Here is an 18175-nt window from a genome sequence, read left to right as displayed (position 1 = left end):
CGCATATGATGCAAGTTAACCAACAACGGCTATCCGCACAGCCTGTAAAGAAGCCCAACAAAACATTAGCGGGGTACATGAGAAGACACTGGGGACTGTATTTGTTCCTGGTTCCGGGCATGGCCATGCTGCTGCTCAACAACTACCTGCCGATGTTCGGCATTGTGCTGGCGTTCAAGAATTATACCTTCAGCGACGGGATTTTCGGCAGTAAATGGGTCGGATTCGATAATTTCAAATACCTGTTTCTGACGGACGATGCCTGGCTGATGACACGCAATACCATTTTGTACAACCTCGTCTTCATCCTGCTTCATCTCCTGATTGCCGTTACCTTCGCTATGCTGCTGAATGAGCTGCGGATCCGTTTTTTTGCCAAGGTGTACCAAACGGTGATGTTCCTGCCTTATTTTCTCTCTTGGGTCATTGTCAGTTATATCGGCTACGCTTTCCTGAATGCGCAATACGGCTTTGTAAACACGACGATCCTCCCCCTGCTTAGTTTGGATGCCGTCGATTGGTATGCCGAGGCAAGCTACTGGCCCTTTATCCTGCCGCTAGTCTCGGTATGGAAAGATATCGGCTATGCCACTGTGATCTATTTGGCAGCCATCGTCGGTTTTGACAAGGAATATTACGAGGCTGCGGTCATCGACGGAGCTACAAAGCGGCAGCAGGCAGTCTATATTACACTTCCTCTGCTTAGGCCCGTCATTACGATCATCCTGCTGCTGCAGGTCGGCAAAATCTTCTATGCGGATTTCGGCCTGTTCTATCAGGTTACATTGAACTCCGGCCTGCTGTACGAGAAAACCGTAGTTATCGATACGTATGTCTACACGGCGCTGAAGACGCTTGGAGATGTGGGCATGGCATCGGCAACAGGATTGTATCAATCGGTTATCGGGTTTGTGCTTGTCGTATTGACCAACCTGATCGTACGTAAAATCGACCGGGACAGCTCGCTGTTCTAACAAGCCGCGGGGGAGAGGGAGTAAAAGAATGTCTGCAAATCTAACTATGGGAACCACCGTCAACAGCATCTCAAGAAAATCGGATGCCATCATTCATCTCATGTTTATATTTTACTGCCTGCTGTGCTTGATTCCGGTGCTGCTCGTGGCGGCCGTTTCCTTTTCGGCGGAAAGCTCCATTACGGCCGACGGCTACCGCCTGCTTCCAAAGCAGTGGAGTTTGGATGCGTACCGGGTGTTGTTTACGGATACGCACGCTATATTCAGCGCGTACCGCGTGACCATCCTTGTCACGGCAGCAGGCACGATTCTTAGTCTGTTGGTGATGTCACTGTATGCATATCCGATTTCCCGTATCGATTTCCGGCACAAATCGTTCTTTTCGATGCTGGTATTCATCCCGATGCTGTTCAGCGGAGGCCTGGTGCCGTTCTATCTGATTTACACGCAGTATTTAGATCTAAAAGACTCGTTGTGGGCGCTTATTCTTCCTTCCGTGATGAATACGTTCTATGTCCTGGTCATCCGCACGTTCTTTCAAAATACGATTCCCCCGGCTCTTATCGAGTCGGCCAAAATCGACGGCGCGGGAGAAGTAAGGGTTTTTTTTCAAATCGTGCTCCCGCTTTCCCTGCCTGTTCTGGCAACGGTGTCGCTGTTCAGCACACTGGGCTACTGGAATGAATGGTTTTTAAGCCTGATCTTCATCGATTCGCCCGATAAGGTTTCCTTGCAGTACCTGATGTACAAAACCATACTGAACATCCAGTACCTGACTTCCAATTCTCAGGCATTGTCCGGAAATATCAGCATCACGGACCTGCCCGGCGAGACCCTCCGCATGGCCATGTGCGTCATCGGTATGGGCCCGATCATTGTCGCTTACCCGTTCTTCCAAAAATATTTTGTCCAAGGGTTAACAGTAGGCGCCGTCAAAGGCTGACCCCGGACCGTCTGTACCGGAATCCGGAACCGGCGCAGACGCACAATCCGGTTGGAATATAGCGGTTCAGCACGTATTGAATAACACTGGGGAGGATTTATCGATGAACAAGACCAGAAATAAAGGGGTACTTCTGCTTGCTATCATGATGCTGGTCAGCCTGCTGTTGGCTGCTTGCTCTAAGGAAGCCAACAGCGGAGGGAATAGTAAAGTCAATGAATCGCCGGCCAACACGGAGGCTGCTGGAACGAATGCGGCTGCAAACAACGGGAATGCGGCGGATACCGGTACGGAAGAATTGAAACCGGTTACCCTCTCCTTGATCTATCCTGGCGGACCACAGAAGGATGAGCAGCTGGTAGAGGAGGCGATGAACAAGATTCTTAAAGAAAAAATCAATGCCAGCATCGATATCCAGCCTATAGATTGGGGCGCTTGGGGAGATAAGACCAACCTCATGATGTCGACGGGCGAGAAATTCGATGTCATCTTTACGGCCACCTGGAACGGCTATGGACAAAGTGTCGCTAAGGGTGCCTATGTAGAACTGGATGACCTGCTGCAGCAGCACGGGAAAGATATTTTGGCCAACTTGGACCCTATCTTCCTTGAAGGGCCTAGAGTAAAAGGCAAAATCTATGCAATTCCGACAAACAAAGAACGCGCTTCAAATCAAGGGATTTTGGTCAGAAAAGATCTTGTCGATAAATATAAGTTCGATTTGAGCAAGGTCAAGACGATGGCCGATCTCGAACCGCTCTTTCAGACGATCAAGGAGAATGAACCCAATGTAACGCCGCTGTATATAACGGAAGGGACCATATTTGTCCAGTATATCAACGGACTGGAAAGGCTGAGCGACAATGTCGTTCCCGGCTCGCTTGCGCCGGGAAGCACCTCATTTGCATGGGAAATGGATGACCCTGGCTATTTGGAGAAGATCAAGCTGAACCGCGAGTGGTTCAAAAAGGGCTATATCAATGCGGATGCGGCAACGACGAAAGCCGCATCGGAGGATATGGCGAAAGCCGGAAAGATCTTCGCATGGACTACGGCGCTGAAGCCGGGTAAGGACAAGGAAGTGGAGGCGGCGACCGGTGTGAAGCTAGTTCAAATTCCGTTGACGGAGCCGTACACAAGCACCGGGGATACGACCAACTCGATGCTGGCTATTTCCAAGACATCGAAGGATCCTGAGAGAGCTATGATGCTGATGAACCTGCTGCACTCGGACAAGGAACTCCTGAATCTTCTCGTCAACGGTATCGAGGGCAAGCATTACAAGAAAGTGGCGGACAATGTCATCGAGCCGCTGAACAAAGACAGCTATAACCCCGGCAACAACTGGATGATGGGGAATCAGTTCCTGAACTATCTGTACAGCAATGAAGATCCCCAGAAGTGGGAACAGTACAAGGCATTTAATGCCCAGGCCAAAGTATCGCCCGGTTTCGGATTCACATTTGATCTGGAGCCTGTAAAGAATGAAATCACGCAAATTACCAACGTCGACAAGCAGTTCGCTGTACCTGTACTGACGGGAAGCGTCGATTCCGACAAGTTTATTCCTCAGTGGAAAGAGAAGCTCCAAAAAGCCGGTCTGGAAAAGGTGATTGCCGAGAAACAGAAGCAATTCGACGCGTTCATGGCCGGTAAGAAATAGAAACAGCGTGACCGCATATGTACCTGTCCGCCCCAATCGACGCAGCCAGCTCCGGCGATTGGGGCGGTTTACAGGCATAGAGAGGAGTTTAGTGATGAAGAAAGCGGTATTGGTGTATTCCCTTCTCATTTCCATGGTTGCCATGCTGGTGTCCCCGGGCTATTTTACATCAAAAGCGCAAGCTTCCGACGCGGCTTACTACAGCGTTCTCATGAGCGAAATGCAGGGCAGAGGGCTTCCGGCGGGAACCTTCATGTTCGGCGATTCTTATACAGACGTTATCAACGGGTTCAATCTGGACGTGGCTGACCCTTCCTGGGCATCCAAGGAAATGGTTGATGTGGACCCGGCCGAAGGAATGCCCTTCGACAAAGCCATCAAAGTGACGACAACGACCAAGAGACCGAATGCCTATGAAATCGATCTGACACATAAAATCACGACACCGGTTCAGAAGGACGATATTTTCCTGACAGTCGTTTACTTCAAGAAGCTTTCAAGCAGTGCGGAGACCGGAACGGCCGAGTCGTTCTTCAGCCTGAAGAATTACGGCAACGGGTGGAACAACTGGACCTATACGCCCGGCAATATGACGAACGGAACTGGCGAGTGGCAAAAGTATTACTTTACCTCCGCCGCCCCGAACGATGCCGGGGACAATACCGGCGTACCGACCTGGTTCGCCGAACTCCAGCTTGGTTTTCAGAAACAAACGGTGCTGATTGGCGGCTTCGCAACCATCAAATATCCGAAAGATGTCGACAAGAGCAAGTTGCCCGCCAGCGACTTCAAGTTCACTTACGAGGGTTATGAGGCGGCTGCGCCATGGCGTGCGGAGGCGGCTGCCCGTATTCAGGACCACCGCAAAGGACCGATTCAGGTCACCGTCACCGACAGCAGCGGCAACCCCGTATCCGGGGCTAAGGTACAAGTCAATATGAAGCGGCACGCTTTCGGGTTCGGCTCTGCGGTGCCTGCGCTCCATCTCAATGGAACAACACCGGCCGACCGCATTTTTCAGCAAAAATTTTACCAGCTGTTTAACAAAGCGACCTTCGAGAACGATTTGACCTGGGAGCCATGGTACGGCGCCTGGAACGACGACTTCGGGAAGCAGCAGGTTCTGAACGCGCTGCCGAAGCTGGAAGAGAAAGGGATTCCGGTGAAGGGTCACGTGCTTACCTGGACGGGTTTGCCATGGCATCCCGATGACAGCAAGAATCTGCAGAAGATCTATGAAAGCAAAGCAGCTTCGGAAGGGCAGGAAGCCGCCGACAGCTGGATGAAGGAGACCATCCTGGCGCACATCGACGATATTGCCGGGACCCTGAAAGGGCGCATCAAAGAGTGGAATGTCAAAAATGAGCCGTTCAACTTCCGCTCGGACGTGGAAGCGTTAGGAACTGGAATATACTCCGAGCTCTTTAACCGCGCTCATACGGCAGATCCTCATGCCGGCCTTTATATGAACGAATCGGGTTTTCTGCAAGGACAGAGCAACGATATCCGCGATTATTTGTACAGTCTGGTTGACCGTATTCTGGCCGATAACGCCCGAATTGACGGGGTAGGGGAAGAAGGCCATTACAATGCGGCGTCCCTGCCTTCCATACCGGTTCTACTGAACAATACGGCGGAATTCGGCGAGAAATATCCGAATCTCGACCTGCAGATTACGGAGTTCGACATCAATGCGTACCGTCCCGTGCAGGCCCAAGTGGATGCGCAAGCCCAATTTACCCGGGACTATATCCTGGCCATGTTCAGCCGTCCCGAAGTCAGCGCCATTACCAGCTGGGGCTTCTGGGAAGGACGGCATTGGTATCCGCCGGCGGCTTACTACAATGAAGATTGGTCGCTTCGTCCCAACGGTCAGGCCTATATCGATACCGTGTTCAAGGAGCTGTGGACCGATGAAGAAGGGTTTACCGGCTCGGATGGTACTTTCACAACGGAAGGGTTCCTCGGAGATTATGACATTATCGTGACCGGAACCGATAAAGCCAAGAAAGTCGGTTTCCAGATAAAAAACAGCAACCACAGCGGTTTGCCCAATGAGATCGCCGTACAGCTTCTCGCAGACCATACCATCATTCCGGGTATCGTGCTGCACGATTCGATGAGCAATAAAGACAGCATGTATACCGCCAGCGCCAATCTGCAGGTCGATGCGTCCGATGCGGATATTTTCGGCGGCGACACCGGGCGGATAGCCAAAAATTCGCCGGAAGCCGGAGCGGCTGTGTACCGGCTCAAGAATGTGAAGAGTTTTGCAGCTGCAGTTTATTATGAGTCTTCAGACAATGCGGCCCTTTCTGACCGCATGAAAATTTCCCTATCACCGGACGGCAAGGTGTGGGCGCCGGCCGAAACCATCGTCCGGGAGAGCGCGGTGTCCGGCACATGGAAGAAAGCGCAGATCAAGCAGCCTGGCAGCATTCCTCCGTATATGAACTATATCCGGTTCGAGTGGCCGGCAGGGACGGCGGCGCTGAAGACCCAGCTCGCCGATCTGACTCTTGCCACAGACGAGACGGACAATGTATTTAACGACGTTAAGGTCGATGCCATTCACGATTATTTCGACGATTTCTCCAAAGTGTACTCCAAGTCAGACGGCATCATTACAAACGAATCCTTGTTCAGCGGCGAGCACAGTAAAGCGATCCAGCTTGCCTGGGGCAACGCAGGTCCGGAAAGCGTCGTCTACGACACTTCGGTGCTCAAACGGTTCGACAAATTTGAGGTAATGCGCCTGCACAATATGGCCGGTAACAATGGAACCATCAGCTATTATGCTTCGCCTGACGGCATTGGTTGGACCCAAGTGGCCGCGAAACCAACCAAAATGAACGACTTGGCTGATTATACGGGAACCCAATACGGCTACGATCTATATGTCGATACCAACGAAACGCCAATCCCGTCCGGTATGAAGTATTTCAAAATCGAGTTCAGCGGCGGGGCGGAATGGGCCTACCGGTTCGCACAGGTCCATCTTACCGGTACGGCGGCCTCCACCAGCAAAGAGATTACAGGCTTTACACTGGCGGGTCAGACCGGGGAGACAACGATCGACGCGGCGTCTAGGACCATTACGGTACATGTGCCTTACGGCACGGATATTACTGCCCTGAAGCCCGCCGTTACCGTCTCGGAGAAAGCTGCCGTCATCCCGGTTAGCGGGGAGGCGGTGGATTTCACACAGCCGGTTGTTTACTCGGTTAAGGCGGAAGACGGCAGCATCCAGAACTGGACGACCCAGGTCGTTGTGGATCCGGACGCGACTGCACCGGGCGTCCCCGGCGCATTGATCGGAACGGCGACGAAGACAGCGGTAACCCTGAACTGGGAGGCATCGACCGACAATGCGGGCGTTGTGTCTTATCAGGTCTATCAGGATCAAATACTGCTTGGTAAGGTAAGCGGAACGACATTGACTTATGTAGTGAACGATTTGAAAAAGGATACGGACTACCGCTTCCGTGTAACCGCGGCGGATGAAGCAGGTAACGAATCACAGCCAGCCTGGGTGACCGTCAGCACCGATCATGACAACCGGAGTAATAACCCGTCCGGGAAACGGTAAGCTTACGCAACAACTTGAGGAAAGCAAACGGTCCGATGCGCCGTCTTGGCGCATTGGACTGTTGTTTCCCATATGGAATGAGTAAAAGTAAAAGTCATTAGGGAACAGAAAGGAATCAAAAAGAAATGACTATGAATGTGAAGTCCGTATGGGTGGAATCAAACCCATGGTTTGCTTTGTCCGTCCAGGAGGGCTCCCCGACGCTGCTGACTTATACCAATAAACATTCAGGAATCAGCCATAGCATTTATGCCCCTGTGTTTGAGCTGGACGGGGAGGCTTGTACAGCAATACTGTCCAATCTGCAGGAAACGGGCCGGCGTATACTGCCTAACCGCGTGAGCGAATACGAGCTTACAGGCGAATTCGGACCAAAAGGAAAGTGGAGGCTTCACCTTCTGCTCCGTGTGCCCGACGATAATCCGGTTCTCCGGTTCAAGTATCGGCTGTCTGCAAGCGGGGAATCGGTCATGACAAAAGCTCTGGGCAAGGATGCCATTTCCTATGCCGGCGTCCAATTCCCCATCCGTACGGCAGATGGAGAAGCCGAGGTCCGAGAGGTTCGCTTTTCCGAATTTGTTGAACCTGTTCACAGCTATTGCCTGCAGGAGCAGCCGTTGGATGAACGGCATTTTGCGGCAGGTTTGGACGTTGCCGGACCCATGATTGCGTCATGGGGAGGCGAGGGGGAGGATGCACAGCTGCTCGCTTATGAACACGGGTCTCAGATGCCCGATTCCTTTCTGAGGTTCAGGCTGGCAGCAGACGGCCTAGCCGAGATACAGGCCGCGAAAGGCAACTATTTGACAGGTCAGCCCATCGGCCGGGATAGGTATTATGACACGATCTGGTTCCAATATGCGGCCGTTTCAGGCGGAGAGAAAGAATTGACCTCAGCTTACCGGGCATTTGTGCTGCATCACATGGCTCTGTATCCGGAAAGCCGCCAGCCGTATATTTTCTATAACACATGGAATAACCAGGAAAGAGACAAACATTTTCGGGGAAAAAGTTATCTGGCTTCGATCACAGAAGAGAGAATGCTGGCCGAAATCGAAAAGGCCCATAGAATCGGTGTGGACGTGTTTGTCATCGATACGGGCTGGTACACGGCTACCGGTGACTGGGAAGTAAATCCGGACCGCTTCCCCCGCGGTCTCACCCCGATAAAGGAGCGGTTGGACAGTTATGGAATGAAACTGGGCCTCTGGTTCGGTCCGAACTCCGCGGCGTTGTCAAGCAGGATGCTGCAAAGAAATCAAAACAATCTCATGCACTGGCAGGGTGTCAAGCCCGATCCGCATCCGGTCTGGGAAACCGAGTTGAGCGAGAAAATGTGCCTGGTCAGCCCCTATGCGGACGATTTCGCCGATACCCTGATTCGGCTCGCCCGGGACTTAGGCGTCACCTACTTCAAATGGGATGCCGTGCAGCAGTATGGCTGCGACCATTACGGGCACGGGCATGGGGACAGCGGGCATACCAGCGAAGAACGGCGCGATCATTACGCCTTTCGATTGGGTATTGAACTGACGCGGATCGTGGAAAAGATGCAGGAGGCCTGTCCGGAGGCGATCGTTGATTTCGATATTACCGAGGGAGGCCGCTATGTTGGTCTCGGTTTCCTGTCGGTTGGGAAATATTTTCTGATTAACAACGGTCCCTATTATCAGAACTACAACGTGCCGATCGACGAGGCCGTCGATAACTGGAATATATTCTTCCATCCGGGTCCTGCCCGCAGCTGGATTTGCCGAACCACCTATGATCATGACAAATGGATTCCCTCCATTCTATTTCTGACGCATTATTTTCCTGACGATCCGGCCGATTTTCAGCAGATCAGCGCGGGTTCGCTTATGTTGGGCCATAACGGGATATGGGGCGATCTGCTTTCCGTATCGGAGGAAGGTACGGACCGTCTTGGCCGGATCTTGGGCACCTACAAGAAGATAAGAAACGAGATTACAGCGGGCTCCATGACGCGGTACGGCAAGGTAGGGGGAAGCCTCGAGGTCTACGAGAAAATTTGCGGAGAAACCGGCAAGGGAGTGATCGTGCTGTTCGCCGCGGTTCCGGGCAAGCAGCGCTATCTGTCCGCCTCTTCCCAGCTTGTACGGAAGGTGTGGCATACGGCGGAAGCCGCCGTTTCGTTCACCGAGGACGGCTCGGTCATAGTCGATGTGGAATTTGATAAACCAGGCGCCGCCATCGTTTTTTTCGGGGTTGATTCATAAATGAGGTAATGTTGCCGGGAAGTTCTTGACCCATCTGGCCATGCCACTAAGCTTCGGGGAAGACTTCCGTAAACTATCAATTCCTGCGAAAATGCAGCATTTTTCCGATATGAGCCTTCTTGCCGGACGAATTGCTGTGATTGTGCATCATTTTCTGCCCTAACGGACTCCCAACCGCAAATTATCCTGCACATTCGCAGCAATTTCGGATTTTCTCCTCCGGCTATATGGATCTTTCCTGCACAAATGCAGTAATTTTTGTTCAAGGCTTGTTTCATTTTGTAAAGATACGGTTAAGAAAGAACAAGAGGATACAGCATCACCTTTTCAAAAAGACAGTACCCGAAGCATATGGTTTTATTCGATGGAAAGAGCGCATAAGAAAGCTACTGGGCTGTGCTCTTTGTATCGATTAAAATAATCCACTACTGCACGAAAGGGGATAGTCCAATGAAATAGGGAAGCGAAGCATGTTGTAATCAGGTTACACACAGGGAAAGCCGGTGAAAACTTTTCCGTAACTTGTGGGCATGCGGGAACTCACCAGAAACTTTTTTAACGAAAATGAAGGAAGTGCAAGACAGAAACTTGTTTGGAACCAAGGATTGTTTGTGCATGGATTGAAAGGATAGAAGCAGGTAAATGAACAGCAAGTCTAACGAATAGCTTCCGCTTCGGTTTTACGGGCGGAAGCTATTTTATTTGTGTGCCAACAATCGCACCCCGATTTGAGAAACTTGCTGAACAGCGATATGATGAGATAAAAAAGCAAGGAGGCGGTGCGGATGACGAGGATCGTGGATATTCCGTCTTCACGGACGGCCAATTTCTTCCGTTTTCAGCGGGATCCGCTCGGTTTCCTGGTAGATACGCTCCAGCTTGGCGAGGTGGTCTCGCTGAGGACCAGTTCCTTCCGGCCGACCTACATTGTGAACTCCCCTGAGTTTGTCCAGGAAATCCTGGTGAACAAGGACGAAGCGTTCCGGAAGGGGCGCAGCACGGCGGTGCTTCGCAGAACAATCGGGGAGGGGCTGCTTACCTCGGAGGGATCGCTGCATCAACATCAGAAGCGGTACCTGATGCCGGTGTTTTATAAGGAGCGGATTCAAACCTACGCCGATATCGTAGTAGAGGAAACCCTTGCCCTTGCCGAACAGTTGCAGGACGGGGAAACCGTCCCGATGCATGAAACGATGATGCAGCTCACGCTCGGCATCATTGCCCGGACTATGTTCCAGACGGAACTGGAAGAAGCCAAGGCCGAGCTCGCGAATGCGGTCGACGATACAATCCGGCTCACAGCAAAAACGCTCTTCTCGCCGCTGATTATCCCCTTTGCTGTCCCTACGCCGAAAAACACCAGGCACAAACGAGCGATCCGCACACTGGAAACGATGGTGTACGACGTCATCGCCCGCACCAAGCGGGACTCGGAGGCTTATGCCGACACGATGCTCGGCCTGCTGATGGATACGCGGACGGAAGCGGGAGAACCGCTGCCGGATGAAGAAATCCGGGATCAGATGATGACGATGCTGCTGGCCGGACATGAAACCACGGCCAATGCGCTGGTGTGGGCATGGCACAGCCTGGCCCAACAGCCGCAGGCGGAGAGCAGGCTGCACATGGAGGCGGATGAAGTGCAGGGCACAAGCGGAGATTCCCTCCGCGGTTTCGACCTGTATAGACAGCTGCCTTATGCCAAACAAGTGGTACAGGAGACGCTACGGCTGTACCCGCCGGCATGGATCATCCTCCGGGAAGCAGGGCAGCAGGTGGAGCTGCAGGGGGAAACGTTCCCGGAGAACAGCAGCTTTCTTATCAGTCCGTACGCCATGCACCGGAATAACAAAGTGTTTGGAGACGCCGCCGCCTTTCGGCCGGAGCGGTTCGAGGAAGGGTTGCCGGCCTGGCCCCGTTTCGCTTATTTCCCGTTTGGCGGCGGGGCACGCGGCTGTATCGGCTCGCAATTTGCGATGGTCGAAGCGGTACTGATCCTGAGCACGCTTGCCGGGAAATTCCGCTTCACCGAGGTGGAAGGCCAGGGCGAAGCGGAACCTGAACCGCTGGTGTCGCTCCGGATTAAAAACGGACGCAGCATGAAGGTGCATAGAAGGTAAAAGCTGGAGTATACACCCTTAAAACTGGTTACATACTACAGAGACGGCCTAAGGGAGGCACGTGCGCCTTCCTTGTTTAAAGACTGCAAACAGACCGCTAAGGAGGAGTTCAAATGAGCAATATTGTTCCTGAAGGAAACGGCTTCGTCATGAAGCAGGACGGCAGCATCGTCGCAGAGGTCACCTATAAACCGCATGGGGACGGAGTTCTGATCCTGGACCATACGTATGTATCCCCGGAATTGAGAGGGCAGAACATCGCTCAGCAGCTGGTATTAAAAGTAGTGGAGCATGCCCGCCAAACAGGAAATAAAATCATTCCCGCCTGCTCCTACGCGCACGCCCAGTTCAGAAGGCATCAGGAATACAGAGATGTTTGGGCGAATCCGGACGCGTAAGGAATCTGCCATAACCAACATAAATCCAAGCGAACCCTGGCGTAGGCCTGGGTTTTTTATTTGCCACATAAAAAAATAAAAAATCTGAAGGTGCTTAATCCCGGCGTTAACGAACTCCAGACACGCTAAAATGCTCAAACCTCGGCTTTACAAATTTTAACGAATCCTAGCAGCCTTATTTCGTGTTTTTGACCGTCCGCAGCGGATAAAACGGGAAATAGCGTGTGTACAGTTCATTAGGAGGATAAAAAGACCATTTCTAGCGAAATAGCGTTTCCTGAGTTCATTAGTAAATATTACTGGGCATGAGACGAATGGCTCCGCTTAATGGACGGCACCAGCCGTTTCGCCTTGTTTTACGATTTGAACGCTGTAAAATAAATAATTGACGAAAAATGACACCCCTATTAAACTACTAATAAGCCAAAGCTTTTCCGCACAAAAGCGTTACATCAGCACATGTCTAGTAGATTATAAATAGCGAAATGGGGTCGTCAATATGAAAGCTGCAAAGACAATGGTATCACTGGTTCTTTCCGCATTACTGGTTACGGCTGTAGGCTGCGGTAACAATGAGGCGTCCGGAGGAAACAATACATCCGGCAACGCGGCAGGAGGAAACTCCGGCAATAATGCGCCTGCAAAGACTTACTCCATAGCGATTTCGCAAATCGTGGAACACCCTTCGCTGGACGCTACGCGCCAAGGATTTTTGGATGCGTTGAAAGAAGGCGGATATACCGAAGGAGACAACCTGAAAGTAGATTTTAATAACGCGCAGGGAGATCAAACAAACAACTTATCCATTGCCGACAAAATCTCCACAGGCACGTACGATCTGGTACTGGGCATTGCAACGCCCTCCGCAGCAGCGGTTGTAAACAAGGTGAAGGAAACGCCGGTTCTGTTCGCAGCGGTAACGGATCCAATGGATGCCAAGCTAGTGACGAATATGGACCAGCCGGGCGGCAACGTGTCCGGTGCATCGGATACAAACCCGGAGGCGATTGTCCAAACAATGGATTTCATCGCAGCTAACTTCCCTAAAGTGAAGACGGTAGGGGTTGTCATTAATGAAGGCGAAGCGAACGCAGTCATTATGGCCAAAAAAGCCGAAGAAGCGCTAAGCGCCAAAGGGATTAAACTTGTGAAAGCTCCGGTAACCAACACGTCCGAAGTGAAGCAGGCAGCTGATTCCCTGGTGGGACGCGCCGATGCGATTTATATTACGCTGGATAACACGGTAGTAAGCGGCGTTGATTCCATTATCCAAGTTGCTAACGAGAACAAAATTCCGTTCTTCTCGGCGGACCGCGATACGGTGGAAAAGGGAGCTTTTGCAACCGTCGGCTTCAAATACTATGATCACGGATACCAAGTGGGCCAAATGGCGGTAGATATTCTGAAGAACGGTATGAAGCCGGGCGACATGAAGGTATCGGTACCGGATAAGCTGGACCTGATCCTGAACCTGAAAGCGGCGGAAGCGCAGGGCATCACGGTAACGGATCAAATGAAGAGCCAAGTGAAAGACCAGGCGAATAATATTATTCAATAAGGCTGCAGGACGGGGTGGACTTACGTGCACCTCGTTTTTTCTTTCAACAGACACAGACAAGCGAACACTGAAGGGGGTCATCCGATGCTGAGCTCAATGACTGGAGCGCTCGAACTCGGCTTGTTATATGCACTTATGGCCTTAGGGGTCTATATTACGTACCGCATTTTGGATTTTCCGGATTTAACGGTAGACGGCAGCTTTACTACCGGGGCAGGCGTTGCCGCCATTCTCATTACCAATGGAACTTCTCCATGGCTGGCCAGCCTTGCGGCATTCGGAGCAGGATTAGCTGCGGGGGCCATTACAGGGCTTCTTCACACCAAAGGAAAAATAAACGGGCTGTTGTCCGGTATTTTGATGATGATCGCGCTGTACTCCATTAACTTAAGGATTATGGGGAAACCCAATGTGTCCCTGATTAATGTGGATAATGTGTTTACATCCATCGATCCGCTTCCGTTGATGACGATCGTTGTGGTGCTCATTACGCTGCTGCTCGTGTTATTTTTCCATACTGATCTTGGACTTGCAGTCCGCGCGACAGGGGACAACTCCCGCATGATCCGCAGCTTCGGGGCGAACACGGACCATACGACCATTCTAGGGGTCAGCTTGTCGAACGGACTGGTTGCCTTATCGGGCGCTATGGTCGCCCAGCAGTCCGGGTTTGCGGACATATCCATGGGGATCGGGATGATCGTCATCGGATTGGCCTCGGTCATTATCGGCGAGGCGATCCTCGGATCCCGCAATATTTTGATCGCAGCTGTGGCAGCCGTAGTCGGCTCCATTGTGTACCGCTTAGTGGTGGCTTTCGCTTTGCGGGCCGAATGGCTGCATCTGAAAACATCTGACTTGAAGCTGATTACGGCGCTGATCGTTATCGTTGCTCTAGTGCTGCCTACCGCACGTCGTTCCTGGAAAGTTCGGGGGACGGCACGCAGGAGGACTGCTGAATTGGGGGCATCCGCCGCACAGTCCGCAAATAGCATCCAGACAGGAGGTAAATCCTGATGCTAGAAATGGTGAATGTTTCGAAGTTGTTTAATCCAGGTACGCCTGACGAGAAAGTAGCTCTAATGAATATCCAGCTGAAGCTCAATCCCGGCGATTTCGTAACGGTCATCGGCAGCAACGGGGCAGGGAAGTCGACGCTGATGAACATCATCTCCGGTGTCATGAAGCCGGATATCGGCGATGTGAGGATCGACGGAAAGGCAATCCAGCATCTGCCCGAGTTCAAGCGCAGCAGCTGGATCGGCCGCGTGTTCCAGGATCCGATGGCCGGCACCGCGCCGCGCATGACCATCGAAGAGAACCTGGCGATGGCTTACACCCGCGGCAAGAAGCGCACCCTCAGCCTCGGCGTAACCGCCGCGAAGCGCAAGCTGTTCCGCGAACAGCTGCAGCGGCTCGGCATCGGGCTGGAGAACCGTCTCAGCGCCAAGGTCGGGCTGCTGTCCGGCGGGGAGCGCCAGGCGCTCAGCCTGCTGATGGCGACGTTCACCCAGCCGCAGATTCTGCTGCTGGATGAACATACAGCGGCGCTGGACCCGGCGCGCGCGGAGCTGATTACGCGCCTTACCAGGGACATCGTCAGCGAAATGAAGCTGACGACGCTCATGGTAACCCATAACATGGAGCAGGCGATCCGCCTCGGCAACCGCCTGATTATGATGGACAAGGGCCGGATCATCCTCGACATTCCGCCGGAGCGCAAGAAGGACCTGACGGTGGAGCGCCTGCTCGGCGAGTTCGCCCAAATCAGCGGGCATCAGCTGACGGACGACCGTACACTGCTTGGCTGAACATAGGAAATTGCACCAAGGACACCTCGCGTGTCCTTTTTTTAAAAAAGTTTCAGATAAGATTTGCTTCTTCCTGAAGGATATGTTATAGTAACTATATTGAAATTTTGACCTGCACATTCACATATTGTTGAGGGTTATTATTTTAGAGAATGTAACCTTGACCAATATGTGAATTTTTTATTTATCAATAAAAGAGGTCATATAAATAAACTTTTTGGAGGTAACACACATGGAAACAGGTACAGTAAAATGGTTTAACGCAGAGAAAGGTTTCGGCTTCATCGAAGTTGAAGGCGGAAGCGACGTATTCGTTCACTTCTCCGCAATCGTAGGAGACGGTTTCAAATCTTTGGACGAAGGCCAACGCGTTGAGTTCAACGTAGTACAAGGCAACCGCGGTCCACAAGCTGAGAACGTTGTAAAACTGTAATAACCGATAACAATACCCCGAACTAACGTTTGGGGTTTTTGTGTATTTTCAACAAGTCCAGGTGAGAAAGAGGGATGTTCATGTACAATTCACGGAAGAAACCGTTGGAAGAGACCCCCGTGGAAATGACAGCGATCTGGTCCTGTACCAGCGAAACGTGCAATTGCTGGATGAGAGACAACTTCGCGTTAGATGCGGAACCTACTTGTCCACAATGCCAATCCGAAATGGTAAGAGGCGAGAAATCGCTTGCCGTGATCGTCAACTCCAGCTTCACCCACAATAAAGAGGGATGAGGTCACCCTCCCGTCAAACCCGGTCGCTTCGGCGGACGGGTTTTTCTTTTTCGAAAGGGAAGCTCCTCAGCTCACCTCTTGACCCCGCAGGACGAAAAATGTATGTTTATACCTAAAAACCACATCTTACAAGGGGAACATCATGCACAATCGATTTGTAATTGAAGCGGTCATGTTGGCGATCTACGGGCATCTGCTGTCGCCGGCCAAACCCGTCGAATATGTAATTCCATCCTCCACGATCCATGAGCTGGACGACATTCTCCGCAGCGGAGACCCGGTCATGCCCGAACCGGAGGACGATAAGTATGTTAAAGAAGCGATCGGGAAGTTGATTGCGTTTTTTGAACAACCGTTTTACGCCAAAAAAATAAGCGGATCGCTTCTGGCGCCATGGCGCACCAGCCCGCCTTTACCGATTAACGAGAAGGTATCCATCACTGTGATTTATGCAGTGGATTCAGCCCAATACGGGGAGGCGTTCGATCCCGTGGAAACGGAGCTTATTTTGACCTGCAGCAAGCAGCGGGCTCCGCTCCTGACGGATCAGATCGATTTGATCGGACGGATGCTGGAAGCGGAGGTGCCGGTCATGATTGTGGATATTGAGGATTTTGAGTACGTGCTGGAAGCCGGAACGGAACCCTATCCAGAGAATGACACTTTATACTAGCATTACCTGCAACAAGCTGCAGCTAGGTAACGTCTCTTTTATATCACTTTAAACATAGCTGTAATGTAAGGGGACCGCAAACACATGAAATATTTACTCACATTCAAACTGAAAGCAGCCGTTATTACAGCAGCGGTTATGCTGTTCGTATCAGGGTGCAGCTTTCACGGCACCCACGAAACTCCGGGGGAAGGCGCCCAGCTGCCTGATAAGGGAAATTCAGAGGCGGGACCGCTCCCTGACAAGGGGAATACCGGTCAGGAACAAGATCACGCGGAACTGCCCCGCCAGTTGTTATTTTTGGCCAGAGAGGGCCGCGTGCCGGACTTGAGATTTACGATAGGCAAGACGACGATTAGGGATATCGAAAAACTGTGGGGGAAACCCGATACGGAAGAGGCCGCGGGTTCCGGTATGTACGCTTCATTCAGCAGGTTCAAGGCGGTTGTCGGGTACAATGAGGAGGATGGGCGCATCTTTGACCTCCGTTCAATGCGAAGCTCCATCCGCAAGCTTACCCTGCCGCAGATCGAAGAGCAGCTGGGGGAACCGGACAGCACCCGGGAGTTGGGCGGGGACTGGATTTATGTGTACGAGACAGGTTCCGGGATACAGCTGAAATTCATTATTCCGAAAGATGGGAGTTATGTCCGGCATATTTCGGTCTTTTCAGCCAAGAGCGCGGTGCAAAATCCCGGTTCCTCTGTTCCCGGTTCGGAAGAGTACTTGCTTACTATTTTAGGCACTTCCGAGAAATTAAGTCCGGATGCTTGGAAGAAGATGCAGGACTGGCGAAGCCGAATCCTCCAATTGGCAGCCAAGCATAACGGCCGGGTGTACCTCAACGGTCCGGACGTGCCGAAAGTGGCTTTGACGTTCGATGACGGGCCCGATGAATCGACTACCAACGCGGTTCTGGATACGCTGCAGAAATACAAGGTTAAGGGAAGCTTCTTTTTTATAGGCGAGCGTGTGAAACAATATCCTGATGTAGTGAAAAGGGCGTATCAAGAAGGGAATTTGGTGCTTAGCCACAGTTACAGTCATACCGATTTGACCAAGATGACGGGACAGGAGCTCGGGGAAGATCTCGACCTTACGGAAAATGCGATCTATGATGCCATCGGCAGAAGGCCTGCCCTCGTTCGACCTCCATATGGAGAAACCAACGATAAAGTGACCAATATTGCTGCAAAAGAAGGATACCGCACGGTACTGTGGTCGATCGATACGCTGGACTGGTCCCAGCGCGAGAGGGGCCATATCGTAGAGAATGTCCTGTCCAATGTGCGGAACGGCGATATTATTTTGATGCATTCCAGCAAAGAGCAGGGAGTCTCGGCAGAGGCGCTGCCTTCCATTATCGAAGGGCTGCAGGCCAAAGGATATGAAATTGTGGATCTTCAGACGCTCCTTGGGGTGCAGGCTTATAAGAAGTAATGCTGTAGAAACTTTATTCCGCTAAATAGAAAAATACAAA

Annotated in this window: 14 protein-coding genes; all 14 read left to right on the top strand. The window is 51.8% G+C overall.

Going from position 1 to position 18175, the window contains the following annotated elements; all coding sequences use genetic code 11:
* Positions 1 to 5: 5 nt before the first annotated feature.
* The 14 genes from ACFSUF_RS16075 to ACFSUF_RS16010 all read left to right on the top strand — a co-directional run bounded on the left by ACFSUF_RS16075 (position 6) and on the right by ACFSUF_RS16010 (position 18135).
* Complete coding sequence (locus ACFSUF_RS16075) at positions 6 to 974, top strand: ABC transporter permease (RefSeq protein ID WP_377604241.1); 969 nt, start codon at positions 6 to 8, stop codon at positions 972 to 974.
* 28 nt (positions 975 to 1002) lie between these two features.
* The gene (locus ACFSUF_RS16070) at positions 1003 to 1917 is read left to right on the top strand and encodes a carbohydrate ABC transporter permease (RefSeq protein WP_377604239.1); all 915 of its coding nucleotides are present in this window, start codon (positions 1003 to 1005) and stop codon (positions 1915 to 1917) included.
* Between the two features lie 103 nt (positions 1918 to 2020).
* Positions 2021 to 3580 carry an ABC transporter substrate-binding protein gene (locus ACFSUF_RS16065; RefSeq protein ID WP_377604237.1) on the top strand — a complete coding sequence of 520 codons (1560 nt, stop codon included), beginning with the start codon at positions 2021 to 2023 and terminating at the stop codon, positions 3578 to 3580.
* A gap of 94 nt (positions 3581 to 3674) precedes the next feature.
* Positions 3675 to 7169, top strand: a complete 3495-nt coding sequence (locus tag ACFSUF_RS16060) for an endo-1,4-beta-xylanase (protein WP_377604235.1) — start codon at positions 3675 to 3677, stop codon at positions 7167 to 7169.
* Positions 7170 to 7294: 125 nt separating this feature from the next.
* Entirely contained in the window at positions 7295 to 9406 is a 2112-nt protein-coding gene (locus ACFSUF_RS16055; protein WP_377604233.1) for an alpha-galactosidase, read from the top strand.
* 785 nt (positions 9407 to 10191) lie between these two features.
* On the top strand, positions 10192 to 11526 hold the full coding sequence (locus tag ACFSUF_RS16050; RefSeq protein WP_377604231.1) for a cytochrome P450: 1335 nt from the start codon (positions 10192 to 10194) through the stop codon (positions 11524 to 11526).
* A 113-nt stretch (positions 11527 to 11639) separates the two neighbouring features.
* The gene (locus ACFSUF_RS16045) at positions 11640 to 11924 is read left to right on the top strand and encodes a GNAT family N-acetyltransferase (protein ID WP_377604229.1); all 285 of its coding nucleotides are present in this window, start codon (positions 11640 to 11642) and stop codon (positions 11922 to 11924) included.
* Between the two features lie 499 nt (positions 11925 to 12423).
* On the top strand, positions 12424 to 13482 hold the full coding sequence (locus ACFSUF_RS16040; protein ID WP_377604227.1) for an ABC transporter substrate-binding protein: 1059 nt from the start codon (positions 12424 to 12426) through the stop codon (positions 13480 to 13482).
* An 84-nt stretch (positions 13483 to 13566) separates the two neighbouring features.
* On the top strand, positions 13567 to 14499 hold the full coding sequence (locus tag ACFSUF_RS16035) for an ABC transporter permease (protein WP_377604225.1): 933 nt from the start codon (positions 13567 to 13569) through the stop codon (positions 14497 to 14499).
* The gene (locus ACFSUF_RS16030; protein ID WP_377604223.1) at positions 14499 to 15293 is read left to right on the top strand and encodes an ABC transporter ATP-binding protein; all 795 of its coding nucleotides are present in this window, start codon (positions 14499 to 14501) and stop codon (positions 15291 to 15293) included. The genes ACFSUF_RS16035 and ACFSUF_RS16030 overlap by 1 nt, the downstream gene beginning before the upstream one ends.
* A gap of 232 nt (positions 15294 to 15525) precedes the next feature.
* Entirely contained in the window at positions 15526 to 15726 is a 201-nt protein-coding gene (locus ACFSUF_RS16025) for a cold-shock protein (RefSeq protein WP_036627035.1), read from the top strand.
* 80 nt (positions 15727 to 15806) lie between these two features.
* Positions 15807 to 16022 (top strand): cold-shock protein, encoded by a 216-nt coding sequence (locus ACFSUF_RS16020; protein WP_377604219.1) that lies wholly within the window; start codon positions 15807 to 15809, stop codon positions 16020 to 16022.
* A gap of 142 nt (positions 16023 to 16164) precedes the next feature.
* On the top strand, positions 16165 to 16695 hold the full coding sequence (locus ACFSUF_RS16015) for an ADP-heptose synthase (RefSeq protein ID WP_377604216.1): 531 nt from the start codon (positions 16165 to 16167) through the stop codon (positions 16693 to 16695).
* Positions 16696 to 16779: 84 nt separating this feature from the next.
* A complete protein-coding gene (locus tag ACFSUF_RS16010) occupies positions 16780 to 18135 on the top strand; it encodes a polysaccharide deacetylase family protein (protein ID WP_377604213.1) in 1356 nt (451 codons plus the stop codon).
* Positions 18136 to 18175: the final 40 nt, after the last annotated feature.

This window comes from Paenibacillus gansuensis (assembly GCF_042684925.1).
Classification (GTDB): Bacteria; Bacillota; Bacilli; order Paenibacillales; family DY6; genus Paenibacillus_N; species Paenibacillus_N gansuensis.
This window is presented reverse-complemented; position numbering and strand designations above follow the sequence as displayed.

Coding starts and splice junctions, on each gene's coding strand:
- ACFSUF_RS16075 (WP_377604241.1), top strand. CDS start 6: ATGATGCAAGTTAACCAACAACGGCTATCCGCACAGCCTGTAAAGAAG.
- ACFSUF_RS16070 (WP_377604239.1), top strand. CDS start 1,003: ATGTCTGCAAATCTAACTATGGGAACCACCGTCAACAGCATCTCAAGA.
- ACFSUF_RS16065 (WP_377604237.1), top strand. CDS start 2,021: ATGAACAAGACCAGAAATAAAGGGGTACTTCTGCTTGCTATCATGATG.
- ACFSUF_RS16060 (WP_377604235.1), top strand. CDS start 3,675: ATGAAGAAAGCGGTATTGGTGTATTCCCTTCTCATTTCCATGGTTGCC.
- ACFSUF_RS16055 (WP_377604233.1), top strand. CDS start 7,295: ATGACTATGAATGTGAAGTCCGTATGGGTGGAATCAAACCCATGGTTT.
- ACFSUF_RS16050 (WP_377604231.1), top strand. CDS start 10,192: ATGACGAGGATCGTGGATATTCCGTCTTCACGGACGGCCAATTTCTTC.
- ACFSUF_RS16045 (WP_377604229.1), top strand. CDS start 11,640: ATGAGCAATATTGTTCCTGAAGGAAACGGCTTCGTCATGAAGCAGGAC.
- ACFSUF_RS16040 (WP_377604227.1), top strand. CDS start 12,424: ATGAAAGCTGCAAAGACAATGGTATCACTGGTTCTTTCCGCATTACTG.
- ACFSUF_RS16035 (WP_377604225.1), top strand. CDS start 13,567: ATGCTGAGCTCAATGACTGGAGCGCTCGAACTCGGCTTGTTATATGCA.
- ACFSUF_RS16030 (WP_377604223.1), top strand. CDS start 14,499: ATGCTAGAAATGGTGAATGTTTCGAAGTTGTTTAATCCAGGTACGCCT.
- ACFSUF_RS16025 (WP_036627035.1), top strand. CDS start 15,526: ATGGAAACAGGTACAGTAAAATGGTTTAACGCAGAGAAAGGTTTCGGC.
- ACFSUF_RS16020 (WP_377604219.1), top strand. CDS start 15,807: ATGTACAATTCACGGAAGAAACCGTTGGAAGAGACCCCCGTGGAAATG.
- ACFSUF_RS16015 (WP_377604216.1), top strand. CDS start 16,165: ATGCACAATCGATTTGTAATTGAAGCGGTCATGTTGGCGATCTACGGG.
- ACFSUF_RS16010 (WP_377604213.1), top strand. CDS start 16,780: ATGAAATATTTACTCACATTCAAACTGAAAGCAGCCGTTATTACAGCA.